This is a genomic window from Burkholderia sp. 10_S31, from assembly GCF_056930375.1.
In genome coordinates this window covers 1-16,824 of the sequence record NZ_JBXOWK010000003.1, presented here as the reverse complement: position 1 = coordinate 16,824, position 16,824 = coordinate 1, and the positions used below count along the sequence as shown (strand labels likewise).

The 16,824-nt window shown below is 57.6% G+C and carries 9 protein-coding genes, 4 tRNA genes, 3 rRNA genes and 1 pseudogene; all 17 read right to left on the bottom strand.

The window, feature by feature from the left end; genetic code table 11:
- Position 1 precedes the first annotated feature (1 nt).
- Positions 2-4,108, bottom strand: a complete 4,107-nt coding sequence (gene rpoB / locus AC1Z3W_RS19985; protein WP_057924812.1) for a DNA-directed RNA polymerase subunit beta — start codon at positions 4,106-4,108, stop codon at positions 2-4.
- Between the two features lie 377 nt (positions 4,109-4,485).
- Positions 4,486-4,860, bottom strand: a complete 375-nt coding sequence (gene rplL, locus AC1Z3W_RS19980; RefSeq protein ID WP_011350669.1) for a 50S ribosomal protein L7/L12 — start codon at positions 4,858-4,860, stop codon at positions 4,486-4,488.
- A 63-nt stretch (positions 4,861-4,923) separates the two neighbouring features.
- Entirely contained in the window at positions 4,924-5,421 is a 498-nt protein-coding gene (rplJ, locus tag AC1Z3W_RS19975; RefSeq protein ID WP_021161756.1) for a 50S ribosomal protein L10, read from the bottom strand.
- Between the two features lie 307 nt (positions 5,422-5,728).
- Entirely contained in the window at positions 5,729-6,427 is a 699-nt protein-coding gene (gene rplA / locus AC1Z3W_RS19970) for a 50S ribosomal protein L1 (RefSeq protein ID WP_017333534.1), read from the bottom strand.
- Positions 6,428-6,859: a 50S ribosomal protein L11 gene (gene rplK / locus AC1Z3W_RS19965; RefSeq protein WP_006400671.1), complete on the bottom strand. Its 432-nt coding sequence runs from the start codon at positions 6,857-6,859 to the stop codon at positions 6,428-6,430.
- Positions 6,860-6,999: 140 nt separating this feature from the next.
- On the bottom strand, positions 7,000-7,557 hold the full coding sequence (gene nusG, locus AC1Z3W_RS19960) for a transcription termination/antitermination protein NusG (protein ID WP_006400672.1): 558 nt from the start codon (positions 7,555-7,557) through the stop codon (positions 7,000-7,002).
- A 1-nt stretch (position 7,558) separates the two neighbouring features.
- Positions 7,559-7,939, bottom strand: a complete 381-nt coding sequence (secE, locus tag AC1Z3W_RS19955; protein ID WP_124834844.1) for a preprotein translocase subunit SecE — start codon at positions 7,937-7,939, stop codon at positions 7,559-7,561.
- Positions 7,940-7,981: 42 nt separating this feature from the next.
- A tRNA-Trp gene (locus AC1Z3W_RS19950) sits at positions 7,982-8,057 on the bottom strand.
- A gap of 59 nt (positions 8,058-8,116) precedes the next feature.
- Positions 8,117-9,307 (bottom strand): elongation factor Tu, encoded by a 1,191-nt coding sequence (gene tuf / locus AC1Z3W_RS19945; protein WP_006482910.1) that lies wholly within the window; start codon positions 9,305-9,307, stop codon positions 8,117-8,119.
- A gap of 65 nt (positions 9,308-9,372) precedes the next feature.
- A tRNA-Thr gene (locus tag AC1Z3W_RS19940) sits at positions 9,373-9,447 on the bottom strand.
- A gap of 25 nt (positions 9,448-9,472) precedes the next feature.
- Positions 9,473-9,546 (bottom strand) — tRNA-Gly (locus AC1Z3W_RS19935).
- A 43-nt stretch (positions 9,547-9,589) separates the two neighbouring features.
- A tRNA-Tyr gene (locus AC1Z3W_RS19930) sits at positions 9,590-9,675 on the bottom strand.
- A 161-nt stretch (positions 9,676-9,836) separates the two neighbouring features.
- The gene (locus AC1Z3W_RS19925; protein WP_141661777.1) at positions 9,837-10,079 is read right to left on the bottom strand and encodes a hypothetical protein; all 243 of its coding nucleotides are present in this window, start codon (positions 10,077-10,079) and stop codon (positions 9,837-9,839) included.
- Between the two features lie 1,284 nt (positions 10,080-11,363).
- A 5S ribosomal RNA gene (rrf, locus tag AC1Z3W_RS19920) occupies positions 11,364-11,476 on the bottom strand.
- A 128-nt stretch (positions 11,477-11,604) separates the two neighbouring features.
- Positions 11,605-14,486 (bottom strand): 23S ribosomal RNA (locus AC1Z3W_RS19915).
- A 394-nt stretch (positions 14,487-14,880) separates the two neighbouring features.
- A 16S ribosomal RNA gene (locus AC1Z3W_RS19910) occupies positions 14,881-16,413 on the bottom strand.
- The 16S, 23S and 5S rRNA genes sit together here, the layout of an rRNA operon.
- 208 nt (positions 16,414-16,621) lie before the next feature.
- A pseudogene (locus AC1Z3W_RS19905) lies at positions 16,622-16,824 on the bottom strand (hypothetical protein); the annotation flags it as partial.

Genomic DNA, 16,824 nt, shown 5'->3' with positions numbered 1-16,824 from the left:
ATTAATTGCGGTCGAGATCGATGTCGATACCGAGCGAGCGGATTTCCTTCACGAGCACGTTGAAGGATTCCGGCATGCCTGCATCGATCACGTGATCGCCCTTGACGAGGTTTTCATAAACCTTGGTCCGGCCGTTCACGTCGTCCGACTTCACCGTCAGCATTTCCTGCAGCACGTAGGACGCGCCATACGCTTCGAGTGCCCACACTTCCATTTCACCGAAACGCTGGCCACCGAACTGCGCCTTACCACCCAGCGGCTGCTGCGTGACGAGCGAGTACGGACCGGTCGAACGGGCGTGCATCTTGTCGTCGACCAAGTGGTGCAGCTTCAGGTAGTGCATGTAGCCAAGCGTCACGCGACGTTCGAACATTTCACCCGTGCGGCCGTCGTACAGGCGGACCTGGTTCTTCGACGGATTCATGCCGAGCTGTTCTGCGATCTCGTCCGGGAACGCGAGGTCGAGCATCTTGCCCATTTCTTCCTCGGTCGCACCGTCGAACACCGGCGTCGCGAACGGCACGCCTTCGCGCAGGTTCTTCGCGAGTTCGAGGATCTCGTCGTCGGTAAAGCTTTCCAGGTCTTCCTGGCGGCCCGACTCGTTGTAGATCTTCGTCAGGAACACGCGCAGTTCCTCGATCTTCGCCTGACGCTGCAGCATTTCGCCGATACGCCAGCCGAGGCCCTTCGCGGCCCAGCCGAGGTGCACTTCCAGAACCTGCCCCACGTTCATCCGCGACGGAACACCGAGCGGGTTCAGCACGACGTCTGCCGGACGGCCATCGGCCATGTACGGCATGTCTTCGATCGGCACGATCTTCGACACGACACCCTTGTTACCGTGACGGCCTGCCATCTTGTCGCCAGGCTGCAGACGACGCTTCACTGCGAGGTACACCTTGACCATCTTCAGCACGCCCGGCGGCAGTTCGTCGCCTTGCGTGAGCTTCTTGCGCTTCTCTTCGAACGCGAGGTCGAACTGGTGACGCTTCTCTTCGATCGAGTTCTTGATCGCTTCGAGCTGTGCCGCTGCTTCGTCTTCCGCCAGGCGGATGTCGAACCAGTGGTAGTGGTCGAGGTCTTCCAGGTAAGCCTGGTCGATCTTCGTGCCCTTCGCGAGCTTCTTCGGACCGCCGTTCGCGACCTTGCCCACCAGCATGCGTGCGAGACGCTGGAACGCGTCGCCTTCCACGATGCGCAGCTGGTCGTTCAGGTCGAGACGGTAGCGCTTCAGTTCGTCGTCGATGATCTGTTGCGCACGCTTGTCGCGCTGGATGCCTTCACGCGTGAACACCTGGACGTCGATCACGGTACCGTTCATGCCCGACGGCACGCGCAGCGACGTGTCCTTCACGTCCGAAGCCTTCTCGCCGAAGATCGCGCGCAGCAGCTTCTCTTCCGGCGTCAGCTGGGTTTCGCCCTTCGGCGTGACCTTGCCGACCAGCACGTCGCCCGCTTCGACTTCCGCACCGATGTACACGATGCCCGATTCGTCGAGACGGCCGAGCTGGACTTCCGCCAGGTTCGAGATGTCGCGCGTGATTTCTTCCGGTCCGAGCTTCGTGTCGCGTGCAACGACGTTCAGCTCTTCGATGTGGATCGACGTGTAGCGATCGTCGGCCACGACCTTCTCCGAGATCAGGATCGAATCCTCGAAGTTGTAGCCGTTCCACGGCATGAACGCGATCAGCATGTTCTGGCCGAGCGCGAGCTCGCCCAGGTCCGTCGAGGCGCCGTCGGCCAGCACGTCGCCGCGCGAGACCTTGTCGCCCATCTTCACGATCGGACGCTGGTTGATGTTCGTGTTCTGGTTCGAACGCGTGTACTTGATCAGGTTGTAGATGTCGACACCGACTTCACCTGCGACCGCTTCGTCGTCGTTCACGCGAATCACGATACGGCCTGCGTCGACATAGTCGACGACGCCGCCGCGGAACGCCTGAACCGTCGTGCCCGAGTCGACCGCGCAGGTGCGCTCGATGCCCGTACCGACGACCGGCTTCTCCGGACGCAGACACGGCACGGCCTGACGCTGCATGTTCGAACCCATCAGTGCACGGTTCGCGTCATCGTGTTCAAGGAACGGAATCAGCGAAGCTGCAACCGACACGATCTGCGACGGCGCGACGTCCATGTACTGGATACGGTCCGGCGTGACCATCATCGTTTCGCCGGCTTCACGCGACGACACGAGTTCGTCGACCAGTTGGCCGTTCTCGTCGATCGCGGCGTTCGCCTGCGCGATCATGTAGCGGCCTTCCTCGATCGCCGACAGGTAGTCGATCTGGTCGGTCACCTTGCTGTCCACGACCTTGCGGTACGGCGTCTCGAGGAAGCCGTACTCGTTCAGGTGCGCATACAGTGCGAGCGAGTTGATCAGACCGATGTTCGGACCTTCCGGCGTTTCGATCGGGCACACGCGGCCATAGTGGGTCGGGTGCACGTCACGCACTTCGAAGCCTGCGCGTTCGCGCGTCAGACCGCCCGGGCCCAGTGCGGAAACACGGCGCTTGTGCGTGATTTCCGACAGCGGGTTGGTCTGGTCCATGAACTGCGACAGCTGCGACGAACCGAAGAACTCGCGGATCGCCGACGAAATCGGCTTCGAGTTGATCAGGTCGTGCGGCATCAGGTTTTCGCTTTCGGCCTGGCCGAGGCGTTCCTTGACCGCGCGCTCGACACGCACAAGACCCGCGCGGAACTGGTTTTCCGCCAGTTCGCCGACGCAACGCACGCGACGGTTGCCGAGGTGGTCGATGTCGTCCACTTCGCCCTTGCCGTTGCGCAGCTCGACGAGGATCTTGATCGTCGCGAGGATGTCGTCGTCCTGCAGCGTCATCGGGCCGGTGATCTCGTCACGGCTGACACGGCGGTTGAACTTCATACGGCCGACCTTCGACAGGTCGTACGCTTCTTCGCTGTAGAACAGACGGTTGAACAGGGCCTCGACCGCTTCTTCGGTCGGCGGCTCGCCCGGACGCATCATGCGGTAGATCGCGATGCGCGCGGCCGTCTTGTCGGTCGTTTCGTCGACACGCAGCGTCGACGAGATGTACGGACCCTGGTCCAGATCGTTCGTGTAGAGCGTCTGGATGTCCTTGATGCCCGCTTCACGCAGCTTCTCGAGCACGCTTTCCGTGACTTCGTCGTTCGCGTTCGCGATCACTTCGCCGGTATCGCCGTCGACGACGTTCTTCGCCAGCACGCGGCCGAGCAGATAGTCTTCCGGCACCGAGATGAACTTGGTCTTCGCGGCTTCGAGGTCGCGAATGTGCTTCGCGTTGATCCGCTTGTCCTTCTGGACGATGACCTTGCCATCACGATCCGTGATGTCGAAGCGCGCGACTTCACCACGCAGGCGCTCGGGCACGAACTCGAGTTGCGCGCCTTCGTCCATCAGCGTGAAGTTGTCGAACACGAAGAAGTTCGCGAGGATCTGTTCCGGCGTGAGGCCGATGGCCTTCAGCAGGATCGTGACCGGCATCTTGCGGCGACGGTCGACGCGGAAGTACAGGATGTCCTTCGGATCGAATTCGAAGTCGAGCCACGAGCCGCGGTACGGAATGATCCGTGCCGAGAACAGCAGCTTGCCCGAGCTGTGCGTCTTGCCCTTGTCGTGTTCGAAGAACACGCCCGGCGAACGGTGCAGCTGCGAGACGATGACACGCTCGGTGCCATTGATGACGAACGAGCCCGTCGGCGTCATGAGCGGCATTTCGCCCATGTACACTTCCTGCTCCTTCACTTCCTTGACGACCGGCTTGTTCGGCGATTCCTTGTCGAGGATGACGAGGCGGACCTTCGCGCGCAGTGCGGAGCAGTACGTCAGGCCCCGCTGCTGGCATTCCTTGATGTTGAATGCCGGCGAGGACAGCGCATAGCTCACGAACTCGAGGCGCGCGAAGCCGTTGTGCGAAACAATGGGAAATACCGATGTGAATGCGGCCTGCAAACCTTCAGGCTTGCGTTGCGTGACCGGCACATCGGCTTGCAGAAACGTGCTGAATGATTCAAGCTGGGTGGCCAGCAAGAACGGAACTTGGTGAACGATGGGGCGCTTCGCGAAACTCTTGCGAATGCGCTTCTTCTCGGTGAAGGAATATTGCATACGATCTCCGAATCACGGCGGGTGCTGTCGAGGCGGAATACCTGGACGTTTCAAACCCGAGTGTTCACCGACTGAGACCCGATGGCCGTCCAACGGCTTGAACGAGCCGAGAAGCTTGGTGGTTGGCCGCTACCAACCGCTGGCTGACGGCAGCGGATGCCTGTGTTGCCCGCTACCCGACCAAACTTGCCTTCTGCAGTCGCTTCAGAAGACAAAGAGAAACGCCAATCGTGACCATCGACAACGATTTGGCGGTTTTCTTTGGCTTCTGGGGCCGATTATTCGGGCTCCCAAAAGAGTGCCAGAATAACGTCCCCACAAAGCACAAAAAGGCCGGCGGTGAAAATACCGCCAGCCTTCGCACAGCGCGTCGAAACTTACTTGATTTCGGCCTTCGCGCCTGCGTCTTCCAGCTTCTTCTTGGCTTCGTCAGCAGCAGCCTTGGGCACCGCTTCCTTGACGGGCTTCGGTGCGCCGTCAACCAGGTCCTTCGCTTCCTTCAGGCCCAGGCCCGTCAGTTCACGAACTGCCTTGATGACTGCAACCTTGTTGCCGCCTGCTTCGAGCAGCATGACCGTGAATTCGGTCTGCTCTTCAGCAGCAGCAGCAGCGCCGCCGCCTGCCGGGCCAGCGACTGCCACTGCAGCTGCCGACACGCCAAACTTCTCTTCGAACGCCTTGACCAGTTCGTTCAGTTCCAGAACGGTCATCCCTTCGACTGCTGCCAGGATGTCTTCTTTTGCGATTGCCATTTGAAATACTCCTAAATTGAATTCGGATACAGCCAGCGATCAGTAACGCTGATGCACGTTCGCTTACGCAGCTTCCGCTTGCTTCTTCTCGGCGAGCGCGGCCAGAGCACGCGCGAAGCCCGAAACAGGCGATTGCATAACGAACAGCAGCTTCGAGAGCAGTTCTTCGCGGCTCGGGATGCTTGCCAGCGCTTGCACGCCAGCCTTGTCCATCACCTTGCCATCGAACGAACCAGCCTTGATGACCAACTTGTCATTGCTCTTGCTGAAGTCGTTGACGACCTTAGCAGCGGCAATTGCATCTTCCGAGATGCCGTAGATCAGCGGACCAGTCATCTGCTCTGCCAGCGGAGCGAAAGGCGTACCTTCAACAGCGCGACGCGCCAGCGTGTTCTTCAACACGCGCAGGTAAACCTGTTGCTCACGCGCTTTCGCGCGCAGCTTGGTCAGATCGCCAACCGCAATTCCACGATACTCAGCCAGCACAACGGTCTGAGCCTTCGCGACTTGCGCGGAAACCTCAGCGACGACGGCTTGCTTGTCTTCTCTATTAAGCGGCACGGTTAGCCTCCAGAAACGATACGTTCAGCTTGCCGGTATGGCATGAACCTCACGTACCTCGTTCAACAACGGCGTCCGACCTCGTTAGGAGTATTTCCACCTCACGCCGTGAATCGCTTCACGACCTGCGGCTTCACCACTGCAAAACTTTTTCGGGTTCGCCATCTGCGTTGGCTTGAATTAAGGGATCGCCTGCCTGCTGCGTCCCACCAACGGTCTTTGATAACCGGTCGCCCGCCCTACTGCACGAACAACCGCCCAAAGCCCATGTAGGCCGCTTCGCGAACGAAGCGGCCCGAATACTTGCTTACTGTGCTGCCAGCGTAGCCTGGTCGACACGCACGCCGACGCCCATCGTGCTCGACAGTGCGATCTTGCGCAGGTAGACACCCTTGCTCGTTGCCGGCTTCGCCTTCTGCAGCGCTTCGATCAGCGCCGACAGGTTCGAACGCAGTGCGGTCGATTCGAACGATGCACGGCCGATGGTCGCGTGGATGATACCGGCCTTGTCGACACGGAATTGCACCTGACCAGCCTTCGCGTTCTTGACTGCGGTCGCGACGTCCGGCGTGACCGTGCCGACCTTCGGGTTCGGCATCAGGCCGCGCGGGCCGAGGATCTGACCGAGCGTACCGACGATACGCATCGTGTCCGGCGAAGCGATCACGATGTCGAAGTCCATCTGGCCAGCCTTGATCTGCTCAGCCAGGTCTTCCATACCGACGATTTCCGCGCCTGCTGCACGAGCCTGCTCAGCCTTCTCGCCTTGCGCGAACACAGCAACGCGAACCGACTTGCCCGTACCTGCCGGCAGAACGACCGAACCACGAACAACCTGGTCCGACTTCTTTGCATCGATGCCGAGCTGAACTGCGACGTCGATCGACTCGTTGAACTTCGCGCTCGCGCATTCCTTCACGAGTGCCAGTGCGTCTTCGATCGCGTACAGCTTCTGACGGTCGACCTTGGCGGCAAATGCCTGACGGCGCTTGGAGATCTTAGCCATTTACACGCCCTCCACAGTGATGCCCATCGAGCGTGCGCTACCAGCGATGGTGCGAACGGCTGCGTCCAGATCAGCTGCCGTAAGGTCCGGCATCTTGGTCTTCGCGATTTCTTCGGCTTGGGCGCGCGTGATCGAACCGACCTTGTCGGTGTGCGGCTTGCTCGAGCCCTTGTCCACCTTCGCCGCCTTCTTGATCAGGACGGTCGCCGGCGGCGTCTTCATCACGAACGTGAAGCTCTTGTCAGCGTATGCCGTGATGACCACCGGCACCGGCAGACCCGGCTCCATGCCTTGAGTCTGCGCGTTGAACGCCTTGCAGAACTCCATGATGTTCAGGCCGCGCTGGCCCAGTGCCGGACCGACCGGCGGCGACGGGTTGGCTTTACCTGCAGGAATCTGCAGCTTGATAAAGCCGACAATCTTCTTTGCCATTTGTAAACCTCGTTGGAACGCCAGACGGCGTTCGGTGAGTGATAACGCGCGTTCGCCGCTGGCTACTGACGCTCCTCAACGGCCATAACGCGGACCGTAAGCGCGAACGTGGGCAGCCGAGGCTGCCCACCGAATCGGGATCAAACTTTTTCGACCTGACCGAACTCGAGTTCGACCGGGGTGGAACGGCCAAAGATGGTGACCGACACACGCACGCGCGATTTTTCGTAGTTGACTTCTTCGACCGTGCCGTTGAAATCCGTGAAAGGACCTTCCTTGACACGCACCATCTCGCCAACTTCGAACAGGGTTTTCGGGCGCGGTTTCTCAACGCCTTCCTGCATCTGCGACATGATCTTTTCGACTTCCTTCGGAGAAATCGGGGTCGGGCGGTTACGCGCACCGCCGACGAAACCGGTGACCTTTGCCGTGTTCTTCACGAGGTGCCACGTTTCGTCCGTCATTTCCATTTCCACCAGCACGTAGCCGGGGAAGAAACGACGCTCGGTCACAGCCTTGTGACCGCCTTTGACTTCGACCACTTCTTCGGTCGGAACCAGGATCTGACCGAATTTGTCCTGCATGCCAGCACGTTCGATGCGCTCCTGAAGCGCACGCTGCACGCTCTTCTCCATACCGGAGTAGGCGTGCACGACGTACCAACGCTTTCCGCTCGGGGATGCCGGAGTATCGCTCATATCATTTCCAACCCAGAATCGCCGAGAAAATCACCCATTCGATCGATTTGTCACTCAACCAGAGGAAAATCGCCATCACGAGCACGAAACCGAACACGACGAGTGTGGTTTGCGTTGCTTCCTTGCGGGTGGGCCAAACGACCTTGCGGACTTCCTTGTACGAATCCTTGGCAAATGCGATGAGGCTCTTGCCAGGTGCGGACATCAGCCCGACGGCCACGCCGGCGATGATACCTACCGCCAGCGCGGCACCGCGGACATACCACTGCTGGTTGGCCAGCCAGAAGAAGCCCACGAATCCGGCCAAGACCAGCAATACGCTCAGGGCCAGCATCAGCTTATCGCCGGAGGTATTTACAGTTTCGACGGATGGATTCGCCATAACACCTTAAAACAAATGCCACGTGTGGCACGTGGCGATTTTTGGCAGGGGCAGAGGGAATCGAACCCCCAACCTTCGGTTTTGGAGACCGACGCTCTGCCAGTTGAGCTATACCCCTAAACCATGTTGGGACTGGCTGATGCCAGCCCCAAAACTGTCGATCAACGAATAACTGGCTTACTCGATGATCTTGGCGACGACGCCGGCGCCGACGGTACGGCCGCCTTCGCGGATTGCGAAGCGCAGACCTTCTTCCATCGCGATCGGAGCGATCAGCTTCACCGTGATCGACACGTTGTCGCCCGGCATCACCATTTCCTTGTCCTTCGGCAGCTCGATCGAGCCCGTCACGTCCGTCGTACGGAAGTAGAACTGCGGACGGTAGTTGTTGAAGAACGGCGTGTGACGGCCGCCTTCGTCCTTGCTCAGCACGTACACTTCAGCCGTGAAGTGCGTATGCGGCGTGATCGAACCCGGCTTCGCCAGAACCTGGCCACGCTCCACGTCTTCACGCTTCGTGCCGCGCAGCAGGATACCAACGTTGTCGCCTGCCTGACCTTGGTCCAGCAGCTTGCGGAACATTTCAACGCCCGTGCAGGTCGTCTTCACCGTCGGCTTGATACCGACGATTTCGATTTCCTCGCCGACCTTCACGATGCCGCGCTCGACACGACCCGTCACAACCGTACCACGGCCCGAGATCGAGAACACGTCTTCCACCGGCATCAGGAACGCGCCGTCAACCGCACGCTCCGGCGTCGGGATGTACGTGTCCAGTGCGTCTGCCAGGCTCATGATCGCCACTTCGCCCAGCTCGCCCGTGTCGCCTTCCAGCGCCAGCTTGGCCGAACCCTTCACGATCGGCGTGTCGTCGCCCGGGAAATCGTACTTCGACAGGAGTTCGCGAACTTCCATCTCGACCAGCTCGAGCAGTTCAGCGTCGTCCACCATGTCGCACTTGTTCAGGAACACGATGATGTACGGAACGCCAACCTGACGCGCCAGCAGGATGTGCTCACGCGTTTGCGGCATCGGGCCGTCTGCTGCCGAGCAAACCAGGATCGCACCGTCCATCTGCGCTGCGCCCGTGATCATGTTCTTCACATAGTCAGCGTGGCCCGGGCAGTCGACGTGTGCGTAGTGGCGGTTAGCCGTTTCGTACTCGACGTGTGCCGTGTTGATCGTGATGCCACGCGCCTTTTCTTCCGGTGCCGCGTCGATCTGGTCGTAGGCCTTCGCTTCGCCGCCGAACTTCTTCGTCAGCACCGTCGTGATAGCTGCCGTCAGCGTCGTCTTGCCGTGGTCAACGTGACCAATCGTTCCAACGTTGACGTGCGGCTTGGTCCGCTCAAACTTTTCCTTGGCCATTTTCAACTCCCGAAAGGAATTTCACATGTTGCGCCGCGCGCAAACAGACACTGACTTTTTACTGCTGGTGCCCATGGGCAGGATCGAACTGCCGACCTCTCCCTTACCAAGGGAGTGCTCTACCACTGAGCCACATGGGCGGTATTACGCTTCAACTTCACGGACTGGAGCGGGTGAAGGGAATCGAACCCTCGTCGTAAGCTTGGAAGGCTTCTGCTCTACCATTGAGCTACACCCGCACGGGCCACTAACGATTCCTTACCGCTCTCTGCGCTGATGTTCTGGTGGAGGAGGTTGGATTCGAACCAACGTAGGCGTAAGCCAACAGATTTACAGTCTGCCCCCTTTAGCCACTCGGGCACCCCTCCGTAGAGAACTGACGATTATGGGGGTGCATCGCAGTCTTGTCAAGCACATCCGGAAGATTATTTTCATTCTCTTCCAACACGCTCGAGCGACTCACCCGACACCCACGCTCGCCCGGCTGAGGCAAGCACGAGAGGATCGCCATCCGGCGTCCACATCTTCGTCAGACTCCGCCTTCAACGTCGATTTGCATCTTCGCTGAAAACGAAAGACCGCCATCATAAGGCCTCTCGCGCATAATGCCAAGCGGGTAGATGAAAAAAATCGCAAATTTCATGCCGGAGGGGTCTGCGAGGCCTCCACCAAGGGCTCGGACCGGCCGCAGTTGGTTAGCGGGAGATGCGTCAATGAAGCCGTTATGCACGGCCGACACCTCCGCAGTGGTTGCCGGCACATCGACGCTCAAGCCAGATTCGGCGTAAAGGGCGGGCGTTCTCGTCAGGTCCGCCGCGACGCGGGAATCTCAATGTCTCAGGATGGCGCCCTCATATCACCGCAGACAGAAGAGCTGGTGCGACACCATCCCCTGTTGCGATCAACCCCGCCCGTCCCCTCTCACGTCCCACCCGAAAGCCGGGTCAACCTCCTTGCCCTCGCGCTGATCTTCGCCGCTTCCGCAGCCCATAGGGACGATACCGAAAATGCGCGGGTCGTGCTGAAAGGATCACGGCAATCCGACAGCAAGCACTTTCCGAGAGCCACGCCGCAAGGCCTACGACAGATGCTGCAACTCGCGCTGTGTGGGACACGCTGAAACCGCCAATCGACGCCAGCTGCTTGATCGCGGCCGATAAGAGCGACTCCTGTAAGCGCAGAGCTCGGGAAGCGATCACGTGCGCGTGGCTGCTGGCCGACGCTTCGACCAACCTTGTCGCGGCCGGCAACAATGGGGACACCGCCCGGAGGCGCCGCCGACAGTTCGGCTCGCCTTGATGCCTTGCAGCCGCCCGATACAACGATGTGCACTCGCGCGCCTGGCTGCAACGTCGCCTGCAACCACGGAGATTCACCAAGAAGCGCATCGGTCATTCGCCGACACCTTGAACAAAATTACCGACATTGGGCGCAGATAGCCGAAATATACGGGCCGATGGGCCGCGATGATGGATTATCAGGCGCGACGACTCGGCACGTTGTGCGATGCGCCCAAGGCCGCAAACAATGAGAGAACGGGTGGGAGACGAGATCACTCCGAGCATGAAACGGCCACTGACGACAGCCGGACAAGTGACGAAATCTTCCTCTCCGCAAGGACGATCGCCCGTACCCCCAATGCAATGGTCGATCGTTCGAAGGATGGACGCCGGCGTGGAGTTGGATACCAACGTAACAAGAACTGACGGATGCGGCAGATTTCGCCCCGCGGGTTCGATACTGTCGACCGTGACCAGAACCGAGGTACGTCAGCCTGACACCATCAGACCAATCGACTCGCCGTCGATCCGATTCCCGCTCTGCGAGCGGTGCAAGACTGGCTTGCTCGGCAGTCGAGACGGCAGTTGCAGCGGAATCGAGCTACTGGGCCCGGCTGCGACGCGGGTGCGACGTGATGAGGATCCTGCCTGGCCAGCTCACCGGCCTACCGGCACGAGCTCCCAAGCCAACGCCTGGCGGCCATCGCCCTTTTCCTTTTCCGACGCCGCAAATGCAAAAACCCCCGCCTTTCGGGCGGGGGTTCTTGGCTTAGGGAGCCTGACGATTACCTACTTTCACACGGGAATCCGCACTATCATCGGCGTAGAGTCGTTTCACGGTCCTGTTCGGGATGGGAAGGGGTGGGACCGACTCGCTATGGTCATCAGGCAAAGAGGGTTGTTGCGCTGCTTCGCAGCACAACCAATCTTGGAAGAAGCAGTAATTCAGGTTGTGTGTATCACACACGAGAATCCAACTTGTCCGACGCGCTCTCTAGCGCGAAACAGACTTGTTATAGGATCAAGCCTTACGGGCAATTAGTATCAGTTAGCTGAACGCATTACTGCGCTTACACACCTGACCTATCAACGTCCTGGTCTCGAACGACCCTTCAAGGGGATCTAGTCCCCAGGGATATCTCATCTTAAGGCGAGTTTCCCGCTTAGATGCTTTCAGCGGTTATCTCTTCCGAACATAGCTACCCGGCGATGCCACTGGCGTGACAACCGGTACACCAGAGGTTCGTCCACTCCGGTCCTCTCGTACTAGGAGCAGCCCCCTTCAAATATCCAACGCCCACGGCAGATAGGGACCAAACTGTCTCACGACGTTTTAAACCCAGCTCACGTACCTCTTTAAATGGCGAACAGCCATACCCTTGGGACCGGCTACAGCCCCAGGATGAGATGAGCCGACATCGAGGTGCCAAACACCGCCGTCGATATGAACTCTTGGGCGGTATCAGCCTGTTATCCCCAGAGTACCTTTTATCCGTTGAGCGATGGCCCTTCCATACAGAACCACCGGATCACTATGACCTGCTTTCGCACCTGCTCGACTTGTCGGTCTCGCAGTTAAGCACGCTTATGCCATTGCACTATCAGCACGATTTCCGACCGTACCTAGCGTACCTTCGTACTCCTCCGTTACGCTTTGGGAGGAGACCGCCCCAGTCAAACTGCCTACCATGCACTGTCCCCGACCCGGATCACGGGCCAAGGTTAGAACCTCAAACAAACCAGGGTGGTATTTCAAGGACGGCTCCACCGAAACTAGCGTTCCGGTTTCATAGCCTCCCACCTATCCTACACAGATCGGTTCAAAGTCCAATGCAAAGCTACAGTAAAGGTTCATGGGGTCTTTCCGTCTAGCCGCGGGTAGATTGCATCATCACAAACACTTCAACTTCGCTGAGTCTCGGGAGGAGACAGTGTGGCCATCGTTACGCCATTCGTGCAGGTCGGAACTTACCCGACAAGGAATTTCGCTACCTTAGGACCGTTATAGTTACGGCCGCCGTTTACCGGGACTTCAATCAAGAGCTTGCACCCCATCATTTAATCTTCCGGCACCGGGCAGGCGTCACACCCTATACGTCCACTTTCGTGTTTGCAGAGTGCTGTGTTTTTATTAAACAGTCGCAGCCACCAGTTTATTGCAACCCCTTCACCCTCTGCGCGCAGGCGCATCAAGCTACAAGGGCGTACCTTATCCCGAAGTTACGGTACCAATTTGCCGAGTTCCTTCTCCCGAGTTCTCTCAAGCGCCTTAGAATACTCATCTCGCCCACCTGTGTCGGTTTGCGGTACGGTCATCGTTAGACTGAAGCTTAGAGGCTTTTCTTGGAACCACTTCCAATTGCTTCGCTCCCTAAGGAGCTCGCGCCACACCCTTGAATTACGCACCCGGATTTGCCTAAGTGCCTTCTCCAATGCAGCGACCGGGACTTCCAACACCCGGACAACCTTCCGCGATCCGTCCCCCCATCGCATCTAACAATGGTGCAGGAATATTGACCTGCTTCCCATCAGCTACGCATTTCTGCCTCGCCTTAGGGGCCGACTCACCCTACGCCGATGAACGTTGCGTAGGAAACCTTGGGCTTACGGCGAGGGGGCCTTTCACCCCCTTTATCGCTACTCATGTCAGCATTCGCACTTCCGATACCTCCAGCACCCTTTACAAGGCACCTTCGCAGGCTTACGGAACGCTCTCCTACCATGCGTGCAAAGCACGCATCCGCAGCTTCGGTATATAGCTTAGCCCCGTTACATCTTCCGCGCAGGACGACTCGATCAGTGAGCTATTACGCTTTCTTTAAAGGGTGGCTGCTTCTAAGCCAACCTCCTGACTGTTTTAGCCTTCCCACTTCGTTTCCCACTTAGCTATATTTGGGGACCTTAGCTGGCGGTCTGGGTTGTTTCCCTCTTGACACCGGACGTTAGCACCCGATGTCTGTCTCCCGTGATTGCACTCTTCGGTATTCGGAGTTTGCTATGGCGGGGTAATCTGCAATAGACCCCCCAACCATGACAGTGCTCTACCCCCGAAGGTGAGACACGAGGCACTACCTAAATAGTTTTCGGAGAGAACCAGCTATTTCCAGGTTTGTTTAGCCTTTCACCCCTATCCACAGCTCATCCCCTAACTTTTCAACGTTAGTGGGTTCGGACCTCCAGTACGTGTTACCGCACCTTCATCCTGGCCATGGATAGATCACCTGGTTTCGGGTCTACGCCCAGCAACTGAACGCCCTATTCGGACTCGCTTTCGCTACGCCTGCCCTATACGGTTAAGCTTGCTACTGAACGTAAGTCGCTGACCCATTATACAAAAGGTACGCCGTCACCCCTTACGAGGCTCCGACTGTTTGTATGCATGCGGTTTCAGGATCTATTTCACTCCCCTCCCGGGGTTCTTTTCGCCTTTCCCTCACGGTACTGGTTCACTATCGGTCGATCACGAGTATTTAGCCTTGGAGGATGGTCCCCCCATCTTCAGACAGGATTTCACGTGTCCCGCCCTACTTGTCGCACACCTAGTTCTTTCATACTGTTTTCGCCTACAGGGCTATCACCTGCTATGGCCGCACTTTCCAGAGCGTTCGGCTAACAATACAAATAAAGAGTGCAAGGCTCATCCCATTTCGCTCGCCACTACTTTGGGAATCTCGGTTGATTTCTTTTCCTGCGGTTACTTAGATGTTTCAGTTCACCGCGTTCGCTTCACATGGCCTATGTATTCAGCCATGGATACTCCAAAAGGAGTGGGTTTCCCCATTCGGACATCTACGGATCAAAGCTCGTTTGCCAGCTCCCCGTAGCTTTTCGCAGGCTACCGCGTCCTTCATCGCCTGTGATCGCCAAGGCATCCACCACATGCACTTGTTCGCTTGACCCTATAACGAGTCTGTCTTGCGACAGTCGCTACAGGTTGAGTTCTCGCGTTGTGCCGTATTCCAATTGAGCCGAACATTAAGTTCGAATCATCTTGAGATACATCGATACAATCACAACCCGGATAGCTTTCACGTCCATCTCAAGACGCTTCCGCTATCCAAATTACTTACTTCTTCCAGATTGTTAAAGAACGACAGCCGATACATACTACGTATCACTCTGACTGGCTCAATCGCCAATGAGAAAAACTCGAACCAAACTTCATTCGAATGTTTGTCATTGAAGATTATTGAAAGCGGCCGGCATTATAACCGGTTTAACCGCAGACAGATAGTCTGTCTTTAAATTTACAGCCGATAAGCGTGAGCGCTCAACTTGTGCGAGAAGCTCTGGAAAGGAGGTGATCCAGCCGCACCTTCCGATACGGCTACCTTGTTACGACTTCACCCCAGTCATGAATCCTACCGTGGTGACCGTCCTCCTTGCGGTTAGACTAGCCACTTCTGGTAAAACCCACTCCCATGGTGTGACGGGCGGTGTGTACAAGACCCGGGAACGTATTCACCGCGGCATGCTGATCCGCGATTACTAGCGATTCCAGCTTCATGCACTCGAGTTGCAGAGTGCAATCCGGACTACGATCGGTTTTCTGGGATTAGCTCCCCCTCGCGGGTTGGCAACCCTCTGTTCCGACCATTGTATGACGTGTGAAGCCCTACCCATAAGGGCCATGAGGACTTGACGTCATCCCCACCTTCCTCCGGTTTGTCACCGGCAGTCTCCTTAGAGTGCTCTTGCGTAGCAACTAAGGACAAGGGTTGCGCTCGTTGCGGGACTTAACCCAACATCTCACGACACGAGCTGACGACAGCCATGCAGCACCTGTGCGCCGGTTCTCTTTCGAGCACTCCCGCCTCTCAGCAGGATTCCGACCATGTCAAGGGTAGGTAAGGTTTTTCGCGTTGCATCGAATTAATCCACATCATCCACCGCTTGTGCGGGTCCCCGTCAATTCCTTTGAGTTTTAATCTTGCGACCGTACTCCCCAGGCGGTCAACTTCACGCGTTAGCTACGTTACTAAGGAAATGAATCCCCAACAACTAGTTGACATCGTTTAGGGCGTGGACTACCAGGGTATCTAATCCTGTTTGCTCCCCACGCTTTCGTGCATGAGCGTCAGTATTGGCCCAGGGGGCTGCCTTCGCCATCGGTATTCCTCCACATCTCTACGCATTTCACTGCTACACGTGGAATTCTACCCCCCTCTGCCATACTCTAGCCTGCCAGTCACCAATGCAGTTCCCAGGTTGAGCCCGGGGATTTCACATCGGTCTTAGCAAACCGCCTGCGCACGCTTTACGCCCAGTAATTCCGATTAACGCTTGCACCCTACGTATTACCGCGGCTGCTGGCACGTAGTTAGCCGGTGCTTATTCTTCCGGTACCGTCATCCCCCGGCTATATTAGAACCAAGGATTTCTTTCCGGACAAAAGTGCTTTACAACCCGAAGGCCTTCTTCACACACGCGGCATTGCTGGATCAGGCTTTCGCCCATTGTCCAAAATTCCCCACTGCTGCCTCCCGTAGGAGTCTGGGCCGTGTCTCAGTCCCAGTGTGGCTGGTCGTCCTCTCAGACCAGCTACTGATCGTCGCCTTGGTAGGCCTTTACCCCACCAACTAGCTAATCAGCCATCGGCCAACCCTATAGCGCGAGGCCCGAAGGTCCCCCGCTTTCATCCATAGATCGTATGCGGTATTAATCCGGCTTTCGCCGGGCTATCCCCCACTACAGGACATGTTCCGATGTATTACTCACCCGTTCGCCACTCGCCACCAGGTGCAAGCACCCGTGCTGCCGTTCGACTTGCATGTGTAAGGCATGCCGCCAGCGTTCAATCTGAGCCAGGATCAAACTCTTCAGTTTAAACCTGTTACTGTTTTCGGTTCTTTCGAACCGGTCGCTCACTCAAAGCTGACAGGTATATGAATCACTTCATAAACCTGACTTACTTTAGTGTGAGACTCTTGATACTTTCGCTATCTGATCCGAGGATCAGCTCGCGGCCATCAAGCGCCCACACTTATCGGCTGTTAATTTTTAAAGAGCGTTTCTGCGAGGAACTTCGTGTTTCTCAGCAGCGCTGCGTTTTCAGCAGCAGAGAAGCGAGATTATGAACCGTGTTTCTCAGTTCGTCAACAACTTTTTTAACTGCTTCGTTGCGACGGCTGGGGTTCAACTCCGTGTGCGCCGGGGCTCTACAACCCGCCCTCAACCGCACCGCTTCCCTTCTTCTCCCGCGCTGCGTTTCCGTTAGCGCGAAAGAGGCGTGATTCT

Excerpts from the sequence above, each read along its gene's own strand:
- rpoB (WP_057924812.1), bottom strand. The coding sequence starts at position 4,108 with ATGCAATATTCCTTCACCGAGAAGAAGCGCATTCGCAAGAGTTTCGCG.
- rplL (WP_011350669.1), bottom strand. The coding sequence starts at position 4,860 with ATGGCAATCGCAAAAGAAGACATCCTGGCAGCAGTCGAAGGGATGACC.
- rplA (WP_017333534.1), bottom strand. The coding sequence starts at position 6,427 with ATGGCTAAGATCTCCAAGCGCCGTCAGGCATTTGCCGCCAAGGTCGAC.
- rplK (WP_006400671.1), bottom strand. The coding sequence starts at position 6,859 with ATGGCAAAGAAGATTGTCGGCTTTATCAAGCTGCAGATTCCTGCAGGT.
- nusG (WP_006400672.1), bottom strand. The coding sequence starts at position 7,557 with ATGAGCGATACTCCGGCATCCCCGAGCGGAAAGCGTTGGTACGTCGTG.
- secE (WP_124834844.1), bottom strand. The coding sequence starts at position 7,939 with ATGGCGAATCCATCCGTCGAAACTGTAAATACCTCCGGCGATAAGCTG.
- tuf (WP_006482910.1), bottom strand. The coding sequence starts at position 9,307 with ATGGCCAAGGAAAAGTTTGAGCGGACCAAGCCGCACGTCAACGTTGGA.